This window comes from Gemmobacter fulvus, assembly GCF_018798885.1.
Lineage (GTDB): Bacteria > Pseudomonadota > Alphaproteobacteria > Rhodobacterales > Rhodobacteraceae > Gemmobacter > Gemmobacter fulvus.
Window position 1 is genome coordinate 117588 of record NZ_CP076365.1, and the last position, 17092, is coordinate 134679.

The following is a 17092-nucleotide window of genomic DNA, read 5'->3' on the forward strand; positions in this document are numbered from 1 at the left end:
ACACTCTCTCCCCACAGGCCAGCCGATGTCCATACCACGCACCCTCTACAACCTCGGCTCCGGCCCCCGGCGTCTCTTCGACCTGCTGCCCGATGCTCCGGCCTTCGCAGGCTGGCAGGAGGTGCGGGTAGATGTCGACGCCGCCTGCAGGCCCGACATCCATGCCGATCTAACCGATCTGCAGCAGGTCATCCCCGACGGGACGGCCGGGATAATCTATTGCTCGCATGTGATTGAACATTTCTTCGACCACGACGTGCCGAAGGTTCTGGCCGAATGCGCGCGTATCCTGCACCCCGACGGGGCGGCGGTGCTACGGCTGCCCGATCTGGCGGCGGTGGTACGGGCCTTCGACGAAGGCGATATTGAGCGCCCCCTCTACCATTCGCCCTCCGGACCGATCGCGGCGCTGGATGTGATCTATGGCCACCGCAGGTCAATCGAAGATGGTAACCCCTTCATGGCACATCGCACCGGATTCACCGAGGCTTCGTTGGCACGGCGGATGCTCGCGGCGGGCTTCGAAGAGGTACAGACCGTCCCCGGCCCCTCGGTCGAATTCTGTGCGGTGGCAACCCGGCGCCCGACGGCCTTTCAGGCCCAGATCGATGCGCTGCTGTCCTTCGTCAACCCCTGACCCAGCGCGACCCCATGGCCGGTTTCGCTTAACATCCCCGATAAAGGTCTCTACGCTGCACTTGCATTGTGCCCGCGACCTGATCCCTTCCTGTCTTTTCTCTTGCCTTTAGTGATATATCCCAGATCATGAATACTCCGCTTTCCGAGAGGTTCTGTCGCAAACTTTTGGGATCTTTCGTTTGTTGGCTGATTTTGCGACATGGTTCTCAAACAAGCAAGCAACAGGGTGTATCGGATGTCGGTTGATTTCAAGGGAGCCCATTATCCTAAAAGCGTAATCCTGTACGCTGTTTATTTCTATGTGCGATATGGAGTTTCCTATCGCGACCTGGAAGAAATCATGGAGGAGCGTGGGGCTGAAGTTGACCATGCAACCTTGAACCGTTGGGTGGTTAAGTTTGGGTCGCTGATGGCGGCACAAGCGCAGTCCCGCAAGAAGCCAACCGCCAAATCTTGGCGCATGGACGAAACCTACATCAAGGTTAAAGGCAAATGGACCTACTATTACCGGGCGGTCGACAACACGGGAAAAACTCTTGATTTCATGCTATCTGAGCGTCGCGACAAGGCGGCAGCCCGTCGATTTTTTAAGGGTGCGATTGGCACGAACGGCGTGCCCGACCGTGTCGTCATCGACAAGAGTGGCGCCAATCTGGCGGGTCTGCAAAGCGTCAATGTGATCCTGAAGTTCACGGGCTCAGGCAACACGATCAAGATCCTGCAGGTCAAATACCTCAACAACATCATCGAACAAGATCATCGCTTCGTGAAGCGGATCACGGGCCCCATGCTCGGCTTCAAGGCCTTCCATTCTGCCGAGGCGACCTTGGCTGGGATCGAGACCGCGCACATGATCCGAAAGGGGCAGATCTATGCCAACGGCCTTACCGCGTTTCAGCAGTTTGCGGAGCTCGCAGCATAATTATGTCCGGGCGATGCCCGCACTCAAACTCCAACAAACTTTGCGACAGAACCCCGCAATCGGCCCGCCGATCACACAGGCCGCGATTAGCCCGACAGTATTGGCCGCGACCCCCAGTTCCAGCGCATTCGTGATCCCCAGCTTTTCGGCGAATATCGGTGCCCAGGCCAGCGTGGTGCCAACGCCGCCGGTCAGCGAAACCGAGCCGACCATCAGCCCGGCCTTCGGCTCCATTCCAAAGAGCCTCGCCAGCCCCTTCCCCGCGAAGTTCTGCAAAAGGATGAAGCTGGTCGCAAGGATCAACAGGATCACCAACGGCCTGCCCCCCGCAAGCAGCGTGCGGATATCGGATTTCAGCCCGATACCGGCAAAGAACACCAGCAGCAGGAAATCACGGATCCCCACCTCGAATGAGACCTTCAGATCGAACAGCGCCCAGAGGAGCCCCGTTACCGCGATACAGAGAAAGCCGCCCGCCACCGGCTCGGGGATCGAATAGCGGCGCAGAAGATCAATGTTCAGGGTCAGGATCTTGCCCGCGATCAGCAAGACCACGGCAAGATTGAAGGAATGGAAGGGATGAACCGTAAAGAAGGTCACGCGGCGGCGCCTGTCAGAATGCTGTCAACTGATGTTGATTCCGCTTTGCCCCGGATCCGCCTTCCGGTCAAGGGCGGGGCCCCGCGCCTGCCTCAGGCGGTGGTGTGAAATCCGTTATCGGCATAGACCACCGATCCGCTCATGGGACTTGCGGCCTCGGTTGCCAGAAAGGCCGCCAGCGTACCGATCTCTTCGATGCTTACCAGTTTTCCCGCAGGCGTACGGGCGCGAATCTTATCCATCAGCGCATCGAACCGGTCGATCCCCGAGGCGGCGCGGGTCTTGACCGGACCGGTTGAAAGCGAAAAGGCACGAATCCCTTCGCCCGCCAGATCGGCCGCCGCATAGCGGACCGAAGCCTCCAGCGCGGCCTTTACCGGACCCATGAGGTTGTAATTCTCGACCACCCGATCCGCGCCGTAAAAGCTGACCGTGATCAGCGAACCACCCGCCTGCATCAAAGGCCGCGCCAGCCGCGCCATGCGCAGGAAGGAGTGGCAAGAGATATCCATCGCCGTCGCAAAACCTTCGGCCGAAGCGTTGACAACGCTGGTGTGCAGATCCTCGCGCGGGGCGAAGGCGATGGCATGAAGCAGAAAATCAAGCCGCCCCCATTCAGCGGTAATGCGGTCAAACACGGCTTCCAACTGGCCGGGTTCACGCACATCGCAAGGAAGGAACAGCGGCGCACCCACTTCCTGCGCCACGGGTTCGACCCATGGCCGGGCCTTTTCATTAAGAAAGGTCAGCGCCAGCTCTGCCCCCGCCGCGCGAAAGGCCCTGGCGCAACCGGCGGCGATGCTGGCCTCATTCGCCACGCCAACCACGAGGCCGCGTTTGCCTTTCAGATCAATCATGTCGCTGCCTCTTCGCTGACGGCCTCCTGGGCGATGATGCTTTCCTCATCGGTCGGAATGACAAGAAGCTGCACCCGGCTGGCGGCGGTGCTGATCCTGCGCGACCCTGCTTCATTGGCATCGGGGTCAAGCTCTGCCCCAAGCCAGGCCAGCCGCGCGGCGACACGGGCGCGGATACCGGGCTGATGCTCGCCGATTCCTGCCGTGAAGACCAGCGCATCGATCCCGCCCATGCTGGTCGCCAACCGTGCCACCTCGCCCGCGATGCGCAGGCAAAAGAGGTCGATCGCCTCGGCAGCCTCTGGGCGCGTGCTGGCCATCAGCTCGCGGCTGTCAGCCTCGAAACCCGACACGCCCAGAAGGCCGCTTTCACGATAGAGCATGGTCTCGACCTGTTTCAGGCTTTGCCCCATTTCGCCCATCAGATGCAGGATCACGCCGGGGTCCAGCGCACCCGAACGCGTCGCCATCGGGATGCCGTCCAGCGTCGAAAACCCCATCGAGCTGTCGATGCTCTTGCCGCCCCGGATCGCACAAAGGCTTGCGCCGCTGCCCAGATGTGCGGCGACCACCTTTGCATCGGTGGCCAGATCGCCCAGTTGCCCGGCGATATAGCGGTAGGAGAGACCATGAAAGCCATAGCGCTTGATCCCCTGATCATAAAGCGCGCGCGGCAGGGCAAAGCGGCGGATCAGGGGCGGGTTGGTGGCATGAAACGCCGTGTCGAAAGAGGCTGTCTGTGGCACATCGGGGTAAAGCCCCCGCATCGCCCGGATCAGCGCAAGACTTTGCGGCTGATGCAGCGGCGCAAGCCGCGCCAGCGCGTCGATCTGCGCGATCACCTGATCGGTGATCCGGGCTGGTCCTGTGAAGACATCGCCGCCATGCACAACCCGATGGCCGATCACCGCAAGGCGCGAAAGATTGAAATGCCCGGCCAGCCAGGCAAAAGCCTGGTTCAGCACGGCTGTCAGATCGCCGGGATCCGCTGTGATCGGGCCTGAAAAGGTCTTGCCCTCGCGCGTCAGGCGCACTTCGAAAGGCTCATCGCGGAAATCGATCACGCCCGAGGCCAGCGGGCGCGGCGCGGCGGCCTCCAGTGCGTAAAACCCCAGCTTGATAGTCGAGGATCCGGTGTTGAATGTCAGGATCAGATCGCGGGTCACGCCTTCCCCTCCGCTTTGCGGACCGCGACCAGCTTGGCCAGCGCAGCCGAGGCGATGCGGGCCGATAAAGGATCCGCCCGGCTTGTCAGAACGATTGGCACCCGTGCGCCCAGAACCAGCCCCGCGGCCGTGGCGCCCGCGAAATAGATCAGCTGTTTGGCAAGCATGTTCCCGGCCTCGAGATCCGGCACCAGAAGAATATCGGCCTCGCCCGCCACCTGCGAGACGATGCCCTTCGTCGCCACCGCCTCGGGGCTGATCGCATTGTCGAAGGCCAGCGGCCCGTCAACCAGCGCGCCCGTGATCTGGCCTCGAGCCGCCATCACCGTCAGCGCGGCGGCATCCAGCGTGGCGGGCATCGTCGCGTTCACCGTCTCGACCGCCGCCAGCACCGCGACCTTCGGCTGATCGCGCCCCAGAAGCCGCATCAGATCGACGGCATTCTGGCAGATGTCGCGCTTATGCTCTAATGTCGGTGCGATATTGATCGCGGCATCGGTGACGATCACCGGCTTGCGATAGGCGGGCACATCCATCGCATAGACATGGCTGATCCGGCGTTCGGTGCGCAGGCCGCCGCTTTTCGAAACCACCGCCGCAAGCAGTTCATCGGAATGCAGGCTGCCCTTGACCAGCACCTGGACCTTGCCACAGGCCGCCAGTTCCACCGCCCGCGCCGCCGCTGCATGGCTGTGCTCTGTCTCCTCGATCCGGAAGCCGTCAAGCGAGACCCCGGCCTCGGCGGCCGCCGCGCGAATCTTTGCGCCGGGACCGATCAGGATCGGGTCAAGCAGGCCTTCGTCGCGCACCTCGATCGCGCCAAGGATCGCGGATTTCGAACAGGGATGCACCACCGCCGCCCGCACCGGGGGCAATGCGCGGGCCTCTTCGACAAAGCCCTGCCAGCGCCCCTTCGGCAGGACCACCGCCTCGGGAAGGTCACCCGGCACCCAGGTCACCTGCTCGACCGGGGCCAGCACCAGCGCCTCGCCCGAAAGCACCACCTCGCCCCGCTGATTGCGGGCGGTGGTCGTCAGGCGGACACGGTTCTTGCCCTCGATCAGCTCGGCCACTTCAACTTCGGCGGCGATGGTATCGCCTGGCGAAACCGGCTTGTTAAAGCGGATCTGCTGGTCGAGATAGATCGTCCCCGGCCCCGGCAGGCGGGTGCCCAGCACCGCCGAAATCAGCGCCGCAGTCCACATGCCGTGCACCACGACATGGCCAAACGGCCCATGGGCGGCGAAACCGGCATCCAGATGCGCGGGGTTGGCGTCGCCGGAAACAGCGGCGAACAATTCAATATCCTTGGGACCGACGTGGCGGACAAGACTGGCGCGGTCGCCGATTTTCATCTGGTGAAACAGATAGTTGGTCAGAGTGCCGGTCATCTTGTCACCTCTGGAAAACATATGTGCCGGGCGCATCTGCCAGCGCGTTGCCCATTGCGGGCGGCGCGGCGGGGGCACCCGAACGCGCGGCAAGCCAGGCCTGCCAGGGCGTCCACCACGAACCCTCGGTTGCAGGATTGGCCTCGACCCAGGTCTCGGGCGGCAAAAGCGCGTCGTCATGGGCGCGGGTCGCCAGCCGGTAGCGGCGGCGCGGGTGACCGGGAGGAGAGACGATCCCCGCATTATGCCCGCCCGACGTCAGCGCGAAAGTCACCTCGCAATCGGTGAACTGGTGGATTTTGTAGACCGACTTCCAGGGTGCGACATGATCGCGCTCGGTCCCGACGGCAAAGATCGGCACCCGGATGTTCTGCAACAGAACTGTCTTGCCCCCGGCGGTGAAGCGTCCCGAAGAAAGCTCATTATTCAGATAAAGCCTGCGCAGATATTCGGCATGCATCCGATAGGGCATCCGGGTGCTGTCGGCATTCCAGGCCATGAGATCATTCATCGCCGTCCGCTCGCCCATCATGTAATCGCGCACCATCCGGGACCAGATGAGGTCATTCGAGCGCAAAAGCTGAAACGCCCCCGCCATCTGATCGGCAGAGAGATAGCCGCGGTTCCACATCATGCTTTCAAGAAGATGCAGCTGGCTTGGGTCGATGAACAACGCAAGCTCGCCCGGTTCGGCGAAATCGACCTGCGCGGCAAGCAGCGTCAGCGAGGCGAGACGCGCGTCCCCCTTCCCCGCCATGGCAGCCGCCGCGATCGACAGCAAAGTGCCACCCAGACAATAGCCGGTGGCGTGGATTTTCTGATCGGGCATTAGACGGGTGATCTCATCCAACGCGGCCATCACGCCCAGCCGGCGATAATCCTCCAGCGTCAGATCACGATCCTCTGCACCCGGATTGCGCCAGGAAATGGCGAAAACCGTGTGGCCCTGCGCCACCAGCCAGCGGATCAGTGAATTCTCCGGGCTGAGGTCGAGGATATAGTATTTCATGATCCAGGCCGGAACGATCAGCACCGGCTCGGGGTGCACGGTTTCTGTCGTGGGCGTATACTGGATCAGTTCGATCAGGTGGTTGCGGAAGATTACCTTGCCCGGCGTCACCGCCACATCGCGACCCGGTGTAAAGGCCTCGACACCCTCTGGCGGCTCCTGCCGGATCTGGCGGACGACGTCCTGCAGCCAGTTCTGCCAGCCCTTCACAAGGTTCATGCCTCCGGTAGCCCAGGTCCGTGCCACAACCTCGGGATTGGTAAAAGGGTTGTTCGAAGGCGCACAGACATCAAGGATCTGTTTCGCGGCAAAAGACACCACATCCTCGTGGTGCTTCGTCACGCCCGGAACCTCATGGGTGACGTTATGCAGCCATTGCTGCTGCAGCAGGAAAGCCTGCGACATCCAGCTGAAGGGCGGTTTCGCCCAGGCTTCACCGGCGAAACGGCGGTCGCCCGGCAAGGGCGTGATGACCGGCGCGGCCTGCGGATCCATCGCCGAGGCCATCAGATGCGCCATGAGACGCTGCCATTTGCGGCCCGCCTTGACGCCCAGTTCCATCTGCTTGCCCGGTGCCTGCGCCAGATGAAAGGCCCAGTCGACATAGGCCATCATCAGCGAGCCGGGCGAGACCCCGCCGCTGAGCTGTCCCGAGAGCGCCTCTCGTATGCGGTCAACGGCCTGAAAAGCCTCGATGCCAAGGCTTTCATCGCCGGTTGCACCCGAGCCATCTGATTTGGGAGTAAGGGCCATGTCGCGTCTCCAATTTACCGGCGGAAGTTAGCACAGAACTATCAACGATTGTTGATCGAAATCAAAGAGTTCAAGATTTTTCTTGAACATAGGCATTGCGCCCAAGGCCCGATGCCGACGACATGTCGTAAAGCGCCGTCAAACCGCCGAAACAGCCGCCCCCGGACTGAACAGGCAAAGCATCGGCGTCCGGCGGCGGACACGGAATCCCCTGTCCCTGCCCTGATCATCATGGACGATTACCGGCAAAACGGCGCGACGTCGAGGCCATGACCCGGCCAATGCCGCTGGCACCAACGCCGGGCCAAGGCCGCGGCCTCAATCCGCCAGCACATCACCGATGCCAGTGAAGACACCACCGACCTGATTGAAGACAAAGGCCCCCGCCAAGCGTACCTCACCGAAAAGGGTGTTTTCAACCACAGCCCCGGCCTCGCCGGAAAGCAGGCCGACATAGCGGCTGTGGACGGGATCATCGGTCGGAATATCGGTAATATCCACGATCCGTATTCCGGTCGCGACCGCCAGGCGCTGGACCGCCGGATCACGCACATCGACAAGCCCAAGCCGTATCCGACGTGCCGAAAGCTGCGACGACAGTTTCAGCGCCAGATCGTCCGAGGAGACGAGCACCGTGATGGGATGCTTCATCGGCCCAAGGCTGACCATCTGGGCGCGGAAAAGATCGATATCAATATCCGGGGCGGCAAGGATGACCTCGATCCGGTCCAGCACATCGTCCCGCCCGGCAAGACGCAGTTGCACCAGCGTCTCCATCGTCAGCCGCGCGCCCATGCTGTGAGCCAGCACCGGCACCGCGTCGGAAGCGGACCGACCCTTTGTCAAAAGCCGCAGCAGATCGGCAAGCGCCGCGCGGGAAAAGTCAGACGCGTCACGATCAGCCAGATAGGCGCCCGGATAGCCTGCCGAGGGCCATGTAAAAAGGACGGGCTTTTCCTCGATATGCGCATCGACCGAAAGCTGCGCGGTGCGGAACAAGGCCTCATGAAAGCGGGTGTTGAAGCCGTGGACATAAAGCCCGGCCCCCTCGCGCGAGAGACGCTTTGCAAAGGCGTCACGGCTAAGCGTCTGCCGGCTGCGCACCACGAAATTCCGGTCGGCGCTGCTGCCATTGCGATCCCGCCATTCAATCTTTCCCGGCCGATGGCCAGGCGGCACCGAGACCTCGTATTCCAGCCAGCTTGGCCGGATGGAGCGAGAGTCGCCAAAGGCCCCCGGCAGATTTGCCTCGGGCGCGCGGGTGGTCATGGTCAGCACCCGGACAAGGCGGGCGCCCTCGGGCAGGGCACCGGCATCGGGGGCCAGAACTTCCGGCCCCGGACGCGCAGCGCAGCCTGCAAGCGCAAGCGTCAGGATCAGAAGCAGGCGGCCCAACATATGCCTTACCGCAGGAATTTCTTGAATCGTATCAGTGCCAGCCAGAACAGCGCCACCCCGATCGCCGCCAGCGCCGCGAACTGGGGCCAGACCACGTCAAGCCCCGCACCTCGGAACAAGATGCCCTGCGAGAGGATGATGAAATGCGTGTTGGGGGCTGCAAGCATGATGGTCTGGATGATCTCTGGCATGGATTCCCGCGGCGTCATCGCGCCTGACAGCACCTGCAGCGGCAAAAGCGCCATCATCAGCAAAAGCGCGAATTGCGGCATCGACCCGGCGATGGTGGCAAGGAAAATTCCAAGCCCCGTCATGGCGAAAACCATCAGCACCGCGCCCGCAAGAAACAGCACGACCGAGCCCTGCACCGGAACCGCCATCAGCGCCTGCACCACAACACTTAGCGAAAAGATCGACCCCAGCAGCACCACCAGCCCCATCGACCAGATCTTGGAAAACATGATCTCGGTCGCGGTGACGGGCATGACCAGCAGGTGCTCGACCGTGCCATGTTCCTTTTCGCGGATCAGCGCCGCGCCGGTCAGCACCAGCGACAGCATGGTGATCGACTGGATCACGGCGGAAATCGCCCCGAACCACTTCGGATCCAGCGAGGGATTATACCGCGCGCGGAGCGCCAGATCGACCGGCAGCGCGGTCTCGGCCCGGTAGCCCGCCACATATTCCGAAACCTCGGAGGACACGATCTGCTGGATATAGCCGCCGCCGGTGAAGGCCTGGCTCATCCTTGTCGCGTCGATATTCAGCTGGATCGCCGGGTTTTTTCCGGCCAGCACATCGCGCGCGAAATCCGGTGGGATGTTCAGCGCAAAAGTATCCAGCCCCTGATCCATCCGCCGATCCATCTCGGCCGTCGTGGTCATCTGCGGCTCGACAAAATAGGGCGGATAAAAGGCCGAGGTGATGCGGGCGGAGAGATGCGACTGATCCTCATCCACGATCGAGATCGCGGCATTCGTCAGCGCCTCGGGCGAGGCGTTCGCAGAGGTCCAGATCGAGAGCGAAAAGGAATAGACGATCAGCACCAGCATCACCGGATCGCGCCAGAGCCCGCGCAATTCCTTGACGCCCAGATTGAAGGTGTTGCGCAGGTTCATCCGCCCCTCACTTCGCCTGTTTTTTCAGGAAGGCCGCCGCCAGCCCGATAATCACCGGAATGGCGATGCCCATGGCCAGCATCGGCCCGGCCAGTTCCGCCATTCCGAAGGCCTTGGAGAAAGCCCCCCGCGCGGCGGTGATAAACCAGGTCGAGGGGTAGATCTCGCCCAGAACCCGGCCAAAACCCGACAGCGAAGAGACCGGGTCGGTCAAACCCGAATAGCTGACCGCCGGGATCATCGTCAGCATGGCGGTCGCGAACAGCGCCGCGACCTGACTTGCGATGAAGACCGACACCAGAAAACCAAGCGCCGTGGTCGCGGTGACATAGATCAGCGCCGAAAGGGTAAAGCCCAGAAAACTGCCGTTGAAGGGCACTGCGAAGAATGTGACCGCCATGGCCATCATCAGGAAGAAATTCAGCATGGCCAGCGCGATATAGGGCAGCTGTTTGCCAAGCAGAAATTCCAGCCGCGTCACCGGCGTGACGTAGAAATTGATGATCGAGCCCAGTTCGCGTTCACGCGCGACCGAAAGCGTGGTCAGGATCGCCGGGATCATCAGCAAAAGCAGCGGGATGATCGCCGGGACCATCGCATTCAGGCTGCGCACGTCGGGGTTGTAGCGGTATCGGGTCACCAGTTCGAAACTGCCGCCGCTCGCCTTGTCACCGTAAAGCTGACGCGCCTGACGTGTGATCCAGTCGGCATGCATGCCCTGCACATAGCCCTGCACCGTATTGGCGCGGCTGGGGTTGGCGCCGTCGAACCAGGCCCCGACCTGCACATCCCTGCCTGCCGCGATATCGGCGGCAAAGCCGGGCGGGATCTCGATCGCCAGCGCCAGCTCGCCCGAGCGCATTCTTGCGTCGATCTCGTCGTAACTTGTCAGGGCCGGCTGTTCGATGAAATAGCGCGATCCCGCAATATCGGCGATATAATTGCGGCTGGTGGTGGTCTGGTCGCGGTCAAGGGCGGCGAAGGTCAGATCCTCGACATCCATGTTGATGCCCAGCCCCACCACGATCATCAGAAGAAGGCTGCCGACCAACGCCATGGTCAGCCGGATCGGATCGCGCTGCAATTGCAGGCTTTCCAGCTGCGAATAGCTAAGCAGTCGCCGCAGGCTGAAGCCGGATTGCTGCGCGTGATGGGTCACCCCGGCTGCGGGGGCCTCGGGCGCGGCCTCGGGCGCAGCGGCGGGGGCGGGTGCCGTCTCGCCAATCGCCTCTTCAAGATAGGCGATGAACGCGTCTTCCAGCGTGGCGCAACCTTTGGCTTTCGTGATCCCCTCGGCGGTGTCCGAGACCAGCACCTTGCCCGCATGCATCAGGCTGATGCGGTCGCACCATTCCGCCTCGTTCATGAAATGGGTCGAGACAAAGATCGTCACGCCATCCTTGCGCGAAAGTTCCGCCAGAATGCGCCAGAAGCCATTGCGCGCCACCGGGTCCACCCCCGAGGTCGGCTCGTCAAGGATCAGGATCTCGGGCGCATGGATCATCGCCACCGCCAGCGAAAGCCGCTGGCGGATACCCAGCGGCAACGCCTCGGGCAGGCTGTCGGTCACGTCGCCCAGATCGAACCGGGCGATCATCTCGTCAACCCTGGCGGGGATCTTCTCGGCCGCCATATCGAAAAGCCGCGCGTGCAGATCAAGGTTCTGACGCACCGTCAGCTCGGAATAGAGCGAGAAGGCCTGCGACATGAACCCGACCCGGCGGCGCACCGACAGATCGCTTGCATCGACCTCATGGCCGAAAAGCTTTGCCCGGCCCTCACTCGGCTCCAGAAGCCCGGTGAGCATCTTCATCGTCGTCGTCTTGCCGCAGCCGTTCGAACCCAGAAAGCCGAAAATCTCACCCCTGGGGATGCGGAAGGAAACATTGTCGACCGCCACGAAATCGCCAAAGCGCTGCGTCAGCCCCTCGGCCTCGATGGCGATATCGCTGTCATCGGTGGTCCGCGGCGGGATCACCACGGCACTGTCTTCGCCCCGGTCTTCTTCGGGCAAAAGCGCGATGAAGGCTGCATCAAGCGTGTCGGCCCCGGTCCGCGACAGCAGATCGCTGGTGGTGCCGGTGGCCAGCACCCGGCCCGCATTCATCGCAACCAGCCAGTCGAAGCGCGCGGCCTCTTCCATATAGGCGGTGGCGGTGATCACGCTCATCCCCGGCCGTGTCGCGCGGATGCGGTCGATCAGATCCCAGAACTGGCGGCGCGACAGCGGATCGACGCCGGTGGTCGGTTCGTCAAGAATCAGGAAATCGGGATCATGGATCAGCGCGCAGCACAGACCCAGCTTTTGCTTCATGCCGCCCGACAGCTTTGACGCCGGGCGCGACCGGAACGGCGTCATGCCGGTCGCAGCCAGCAGATCGGTGATCCGCCGCTCGCGTTCGGCCTTGTCATGACCGAAAAGCGAGCCGAAGAAATCAAGGTTCTCTTCGACCGAAAGCGTCGGGTAGAGGTTCTTGCCCAGACCCTGCGGCATATAGGCGGTGCGGGGGCAGACGCGGTTGCGATGCGCCACATCGCGCATATCGCCGCCCAGAACCTCGACCTTGCCCTGCTGGATCACACGTGCCCCGGCCAGCAGCGACAGAAGGCTGGACTTTCCGACCCCGTCTGGCCCGATCAGCCCGACCATGCGCCCCTCAGGGATCTCCAGCGTCACATTGTCAAGCGCCGTGACCTTGCCATAGCGCAGCGTCAGGCCGGAGACCCCGGCAACTGAGCCGGTCATTTCACGACATTGGAAAGAAAGTCAGGCCAGGCGGCATCCGGATCAAGCCGCAGATAGGCCATGCCCGGCAGGCCGGTTTTGACATATTCGATATGCCGCGACAGCAGCTCGGGGTCGATGCGGGCACGGACGCGGAACATCAGCTTTTCGCGCTCATCGGCGGTCTCGACCGTCTTTGGCGTGAACTGCGCCACATCGGCAACATAGGAAACCGTGGCCGGGATCACGAATTCCCGCGCCGCATCCATGACAAGGCGCACCTCTGATCCGACCTGCACCCGGCCGACCTGCGATGTCGGCAGAAAAACCGTCATATAGACATCGCCCAGATCGACAAGGCTGAGGATCCGCCCGCCAGAGCCGACAATCTCGCCCTCTTGTGCGATGCGATACTGGATCCGGCCCGTGCGCGGCGCTTTCAGCGTGGCGTCGTCCAGAGAGGCCTGGATCGCATCAATCGACGCCTTTGCCGCCTCGACGGCCGCACTTGCATCGACCACCTGCGCCTGCGCGCTGCTGACCCCCGCCAGCGCTGCCGCATGGCTGGCTTCGGCCGAGGCCACACCGGCGCGGGCCTGGGCGTCCCGGGCGCGGTCATCATCCAGCACCTGCTGCGAGATCGCACTGGTCTTTGCAAGCTGCTCAGAGCGTTCAAGCCTGCGCGACGCGGCATCGGCAACCGAGCCTGCCTGATCAACCGCGGCCCGGGCCGCGCGCTCTTGTGCCTCGGCCTGAGCGACCAGCGCCCTTGCTGTCTCGACGCCGATTTCGGCGCGGGCAAGCTGCGCTTCGGCCTGACGTTTTTGTGCGTTCAGCTGCACCACGTCCATCTGCACCAGCACATCGCCTGCGCTGACCATGTCACCTTCGGCAGCGGTGATTTCGGCGATTCGGCCGCCGGTGAGCGCCGCGATATCCACCTCGGTCGCCTCGATCCGGCCATTGGCGCTGGCAAAACCCGCCGGCAGACCGGCGGGTTGCAGCCGGTCCCAGGCCAGCCAGCCAAGCACGGCGACAACGGCCAGGCCACCCAGAATAATGGTGTTTCTGCCGGGCTTTGCCATGATCTGCCTCTGATTGCTGTGCTGATGGATGCTTCGCGCATGTCCCGATGCGGTTTTCGCCCTACGCTCCCCTGTTGTCAACGCTCGATGACAGGGGCGTTGTTGCGTAACTTACGCCTGAGGCATGATTACCCCTTTCCCCTTTGGCATCAGGCCACGCGGACGATCTCGGCAGTGCCGAGGGCTGAGAAGCGGTTCATGAGGGCGACGCGTATCTGGATTTCTGCAGTTTGGCGGTCGGGGTCTCTGGCTGCTATGCGCTCACCGAAGGCCTTGAGGCACCGCATCTTTGCCTCGATCCGGCTTCGGACGTGGTATCCGGTCCAGCGTTTCCAGAATGCCCTGCCATAGTGCCGGGTGGCGCGCAGGGTTTCGTTTCTCGCGATCGCGGCCGGGCAGTCCTCTTTCCATGGACGCCCGTTCTTACGGATCGGGATGATAGCAGTGGCCTGCCGGTCGATGATGGCGGTGTGGCAGCGGCGGGTGTCATAGGCACCGTCCGCCGTCACTGTGCCGATCTCCTCGCCTTCGGGGATTTGGTCCAGCAACTCTGGCAGAACGGGGCTGTCACCGTCGCTGCTGGGCGTAAACTCCACGGCGCGGATGTCGGACGTGGCGGTATCCATGGCCAGATGGACCTTGCGCCATTGGCGGCGGCCCTGCACGCCGTGCTTGCACGCCTGCCATTCGCCATCACCGAGGAACTTTATCCCGGTACTGTCCACCAGCAGGTTCAAGGGGCCATCGGCGCGCCGATACGGGATCTGGACAGCCAGAGTTTTCTGCCGCCGACACAGGGTCGTATAGTCGGGCACGGCCCAGTCCAGGTCTGCCAACTTCAGCAAGCTGGCCACCATCCCGGTCGTTTGCCTGAGCGGCAGCTTGAACAGCACCTTGATCGTCAGACATGTGTGGATACCCCCGCTTACGCAAGTATTTTTTGTGATCTTCGCGAGCAAGTGACCGGCTGCTAACATGTGTAAGGCCTTCATGCGCGGCCGTTCGTGCCGCTGGCCGGGATGGTGATGCGCGGATGGAGGCCATATCAGAACTGCGAGCTCGAAGCTCTTTGCCTTTCCCTGGCTGCCCCACCCCGATCGGTCGATCTTTTGCCCATACGAGATCAGTGCTCTACTTGCGTCACCGACGCTCCTGACAGGACGCGGTCAGCAGACCGCCCCCGCAGGATCCCTGTAAACGTCCTTTCGTGTCATGATGGCCCAGATGATCCTGGCGAGCTTGTTGGCCAGAGCGATGGCGGTCAGCATCCGCGATTTACATGTAAGCATCCGCGCCAGCCATGATCCGGGCTTTCCACCGTTCCGACCCCTCCAGTGGATAATCGACATCGCGCCGCTTATCAGCAACCTGCGGATGTCGCGCTGCCCCATTTTCGAAGTTCGACCCAAGCGCTGCTTGCCTCCACTGGAGTGCTGCCGGGGAACAAGCCCGAGCCAGGCAGAGAAATCCCTGCCACGCGCAAAGCTCTCCATGGCCGGAGCGAAAGCTTCGACGGCCATAGCCGTGACCGGCCCGACCCCCGGAATGGTGCGCAGGCGCTGTGCCATCTCATGCACCTTGGCCTGCTCGTCGATCTGCCTTTCCAGATCTTCGATTTCGCCAGCGGTCTGGGCGATCCGGTCCAGATAAATGGCCCCGACCTTTCGCACCACATGAGGAAGCGTGTTTGTCACATCGTCGAGAACGCTGATGAACGGATCAATTGATCGACGACCTCCCGCCACGATGACCCCATGCTCTGCCAGATGGGCTCGAAGCGCGTTCATTAGCTGGGTCTTTTGCGTCAGCAGCAGTTCGCGTGTCCGGAACAGCATGGCAAGGGCCTGCTGCTCCTGCGATTTGACTGGCACCGTGCGCATCGCTGGTCTCAGTGCCGCTTCGACAATAGCCTCAGCGTCGTTGGCATCGTTTTTCTGGCGCTTCACAAAAGGTTTCACGTAGATCGGTGGTATCAAACGAACGTTGTGTCCGAGGGCAGTCAGTTCACGTGCCCAGTGGTGCGAGGTTGCGCAAGCCTCCATCGCGACCACGCAGGGCTTGATCTGTGACATGAAGGACAGGAAACGAGTGCGCGGCAGCCGCTTTCTGATGACGGCTCGCCCGTCTGAATTTGCGGCGTGAACCTGAAAAACGCTCTTGGCCAGATCGACCCCGACTATGGTAATCTCGTCCATGGACACCTCTCCTCTGTGGCGATTTCGACATCACCACCATGGCACATTGCGATGCCGTCGGGCGGGGGTGTCCACCCCATCAGAACTGGATCGCGGCATCCGAGAAAACCGCAGGGCGACCGGGGCTGCCATCATGCGGCGAGAGCCAGGTCATGTCCTTGTCCAGCCAGATCAACAGCGAACCGCGCCTGCAAAGCGAGGCAGTGTAACTGGACCAGTTTGTCGTGCGGTAGCGGGCGGGGGATGGCTTGCTCATGCAACCCGTCTAACCGCATGGATTCACGTTGTGAATCCTCGACAGTCAGTGTTGTGCAACAACGCCGCTGGCGGGCGAAAAGGGGCTGAGCCGGGATTTTTAAACTCCCAATTGGACCTTATTGTCCCTCCCCGTCGGCCCTGTCCTTGGGCTTCGCGAGCATGACGATATTTGCTTCGCGGTCGATGGGCAGATCTGTCAGCGTCATTTTCCATGCGGGTGCAGTACCGTGTTGATACTGATGCGCGTAACCGATCTGCACGAGCACCTTTTCTCCAGATTGGGTCAGCGTCTCTGCTGCGACGATAAAGGTCATGCCAATACCTCCAGCTCGCCAAGTAGTTTTGCCTCGAACGCCACATAGCGGCCATTCACATTGCTTACAGGCTCTCCGAGTGCAAACGACTCGTACCCGAGAATGCGCCCCATTCGCATGAGAGAGGGCGGTCCGAGACAGAGCAGCCTTTCTGCTCCTTCGGTTAGAAGAAAGTCCCGGACAGCATCGATCAAGGTTCTCAGTGTCGGAATGGAGGGGTCCATAGTCATCACGCGCGTCATTTCCCAGCTCGCAGTATCGACGGGGGGCGGGTTCTGACAAATCTGGGTTGGGAGATCGATGACTGCCATATACGCATCGCGGATCATGTAGCTGTAAGTCAGAGCTCCTCGGCCAATCCGCGTATCACAGCGCAGCAGTCTTGCTCCGGCACAAATGCGGCCATCCTGGTGCACGATGACATAGGTCGCAGCGCCCAAAACGTCATACTGATCGAACTCCAGGCCCTCATGGCCTGACAAAGACCAGCCTTTCTCTTCAACAAAAATACGCTTTCGGTGTTCAAGAAACTGCCGCACCAAGTCCCAATGTTGAGCGTTGCGGTTTGCAGATATGATGACGGTTTCCATGGCACGCGCCTCCTTTGCAAACGGGGTCGTGACATGGCTTGTCTGAATCGTCTATAGGGTGAGCCGATAGTG

Annotated in this window: 14 protein-coding genes and 2 pseudogenes; 2 read left to right on the plus strand and 14 right to left on the minus strand. The window is 62.0% G+C overall.

The window, feature by feature from the left end:
* Positions 1 to 25 precede the first annotated feature (25 nt).
* Positions 26 to 637: a class I SAM-dependent methyltransferase gene (locus KM031_RS21440; protein WP_215507288.1), complete on the plus strand. Its 612-nt coding sequence runs from the start codon at positions 26 to 28 to the stop codon at positions 635 to 637.
* Between the two features lie 237 nt (positions 638 to 874).
* Entirely contained in the window at positions 875 to 1561 is a 687-nt protein-coding gene (locus tag KM031_RS21445; protein ID WP_260692227.1) for an IS6 family transposase, read from the plus strand.
* 48 nt (positions 1562 to 1609) lie between these two features.
* Here KM031_RS21445 and KM031_RS21450 read toward each other — a convergent pair.
* From KM031_RS21450 to KM031_RS21515, 14 genes and pseudogenes are all read right to left on the minus strand, one after another.
* A pseudogene (locus KM031_RS21450) lies at positions 1610 to 2161 on the minus strand (sodium/glutamate symporter); the annotation flags it as partial.
* A gap of 92 nt (positions 2162 to 2253) precedes the next feature.
* A complete protein-coding gene (fabI, locus tag KM031_RS21455) occupies positions 2254 to 3018 on the minus strand; it encodes an enoyl-ACP reductase FabI (RefSeq protein ID WP_035745640.1) in 765 nt (254 codons plus the stop codon).
* On the minus strand, positions 3015 to 4184 hold the full coding sequence (locus KM031_RS21460; RefSeq protein ID WP_035745643.1) for an acetate/propionate family kinase: 1170 nt from the start codon (positions 4182 to 4184) through the stop codon (positions 3015 to 3017). Before KM031_RS21460 ends, fabI begins: the two co-directional genes overlap by 4 nt.
* The gene (locus tag KM031_RS21465; RefSeq protein ID WP_260692228.1) at positions 4181 to 5575 is read right to left on the minus strand and encodes a bifunctional enoyl-CoA hydratase/phosphate acetyltransferase; all 1395 of its coding nucleotides are present in this window, start codon (positions 5573 to 5575) and stop codon (positions 4181 to 4183) included. The genes KM031_RS21460 and KM031_RS21465 overlap by 4 nt, the downstream gene beginning before the upstream one ends.
* Positions 5576 to 5579: 4 nt before the next feature.
* Positions 5580 to 7337, minus strand: coding sequence for a PHA/PHB synthase family protein (locus KM031_RS21470; protein ID WP_051693716.1), 1758 nt, complete (start codon positions 7335 to 7337; stop codon positions 5580 to 5582).
* A 318-nt stretch (positions 7338 to 7655) separates the two neighbouring features.
* Positions 7656 to 8735, minus strand: a complete 1080-nt coding sequence (locus tag KM031_RS21475) for an alpha/beta hydrolase (protein WP_260692229.1) — start codon at positions 8733 to 8735, stop codon at positions 7656 to 7658.
* A 5-nt stretch (positions 8736 to 8740) separates the two neighbouring features.
* The gene (locus tag KM031_RS21480; protein WP_260278690.1) at positions 8741 to 9853 is read right to left on the minus strand and encodes an ABC transporter permease; all 1113 of its coding nucleotides are present in this window, start codon (positions 9851 to 9853) and stop codon (positions 8741 to 8743) included.
* A gap of 7 nt (positions 9854 to 9860) precedes the next feature.
* The gene (rbbA, locus tag KM031_RS21485) at positions 9861 to 12599 is read right to left on the minus strand and encodes a ribosome-associated ATPase/putative transporter RbbA (protein ID WP_260692230.1); all 2739 of its coding nucleotides are present in this window, start codon (positions 12597 to 12599) and stop codon (positions 9861 to 9863) included.
* Positions 12596 to 13663, minus strand: coding sequence for an HlyD family secretion protein (locus KM031_RS21490; RefSeq protein WP_035745651.1), 1068 nt, complete (start codon positions 13661 to 13663; stop codon positions 12596 to 12598). Before KM031_RS21490 ends, rbbA begins: the two co-directional genes overlap by 4 nt.
* A gap of 149 nt (positions 13664 to 13812) precedes the next feature.
* On the minus strand, positions 13813 to 14790 hold the full coding sequence (locus KM031_RS21495; protein ID WP_371879028.1) for an IS5 family transposase: 978 nt from the start codon (positions 14788 to 14790) through the stop codon (positions 13813 to 13815).
* Positions 14791 to 14829: 39 nt separating this feature from the next.
* Positions 14830 to 15858, minus strand: a complete 1029-nt coding sequence (locus tag KM031_RS21500) for an IS110 family RNA-guided transposase (RefSeq protein WP_215508073.1) — start codon at positions 15856 to 15858, stop codon at positions 14830 to 14832.
* An 82-nt stretch (positions 15859 to 15940) separates the two neighbouring features.
* Positions 15941 to 16114 (minus strand): annotated as a pseudogene (locus tag KM031_RS21505) (transposase); the annotation flags it as partial.
* A 118-nt stretch (positions 16115 to 16232) separates the two neighbouring features.
* Positions 16233 to 16430, minus strand: coding sequence for a hypothetical protein (locus KM031_RS21510; RefSeq protein ID WP_260692231.1), 198 nt, complete (start codon positions 16428 to 16430; stop codon positions 16233 to 16235).
* On the minus strand, positions 16427 to 17020 hold the full coding sequence (locus tag KM031_RS21515) for an acyl-homoserine-lactone synthase (protein WP_260692232.1): 594 nt from the start codon (positions 17018 to 17020) through the stop codon (positions 16427 to 16429). Before KM031_RS21515 ends, KM031_RS21510 begins: the two co-directional genes overlap by 4 nt.
* Positions 17021 to 17092: the final 72 nt, after the last annotated feature.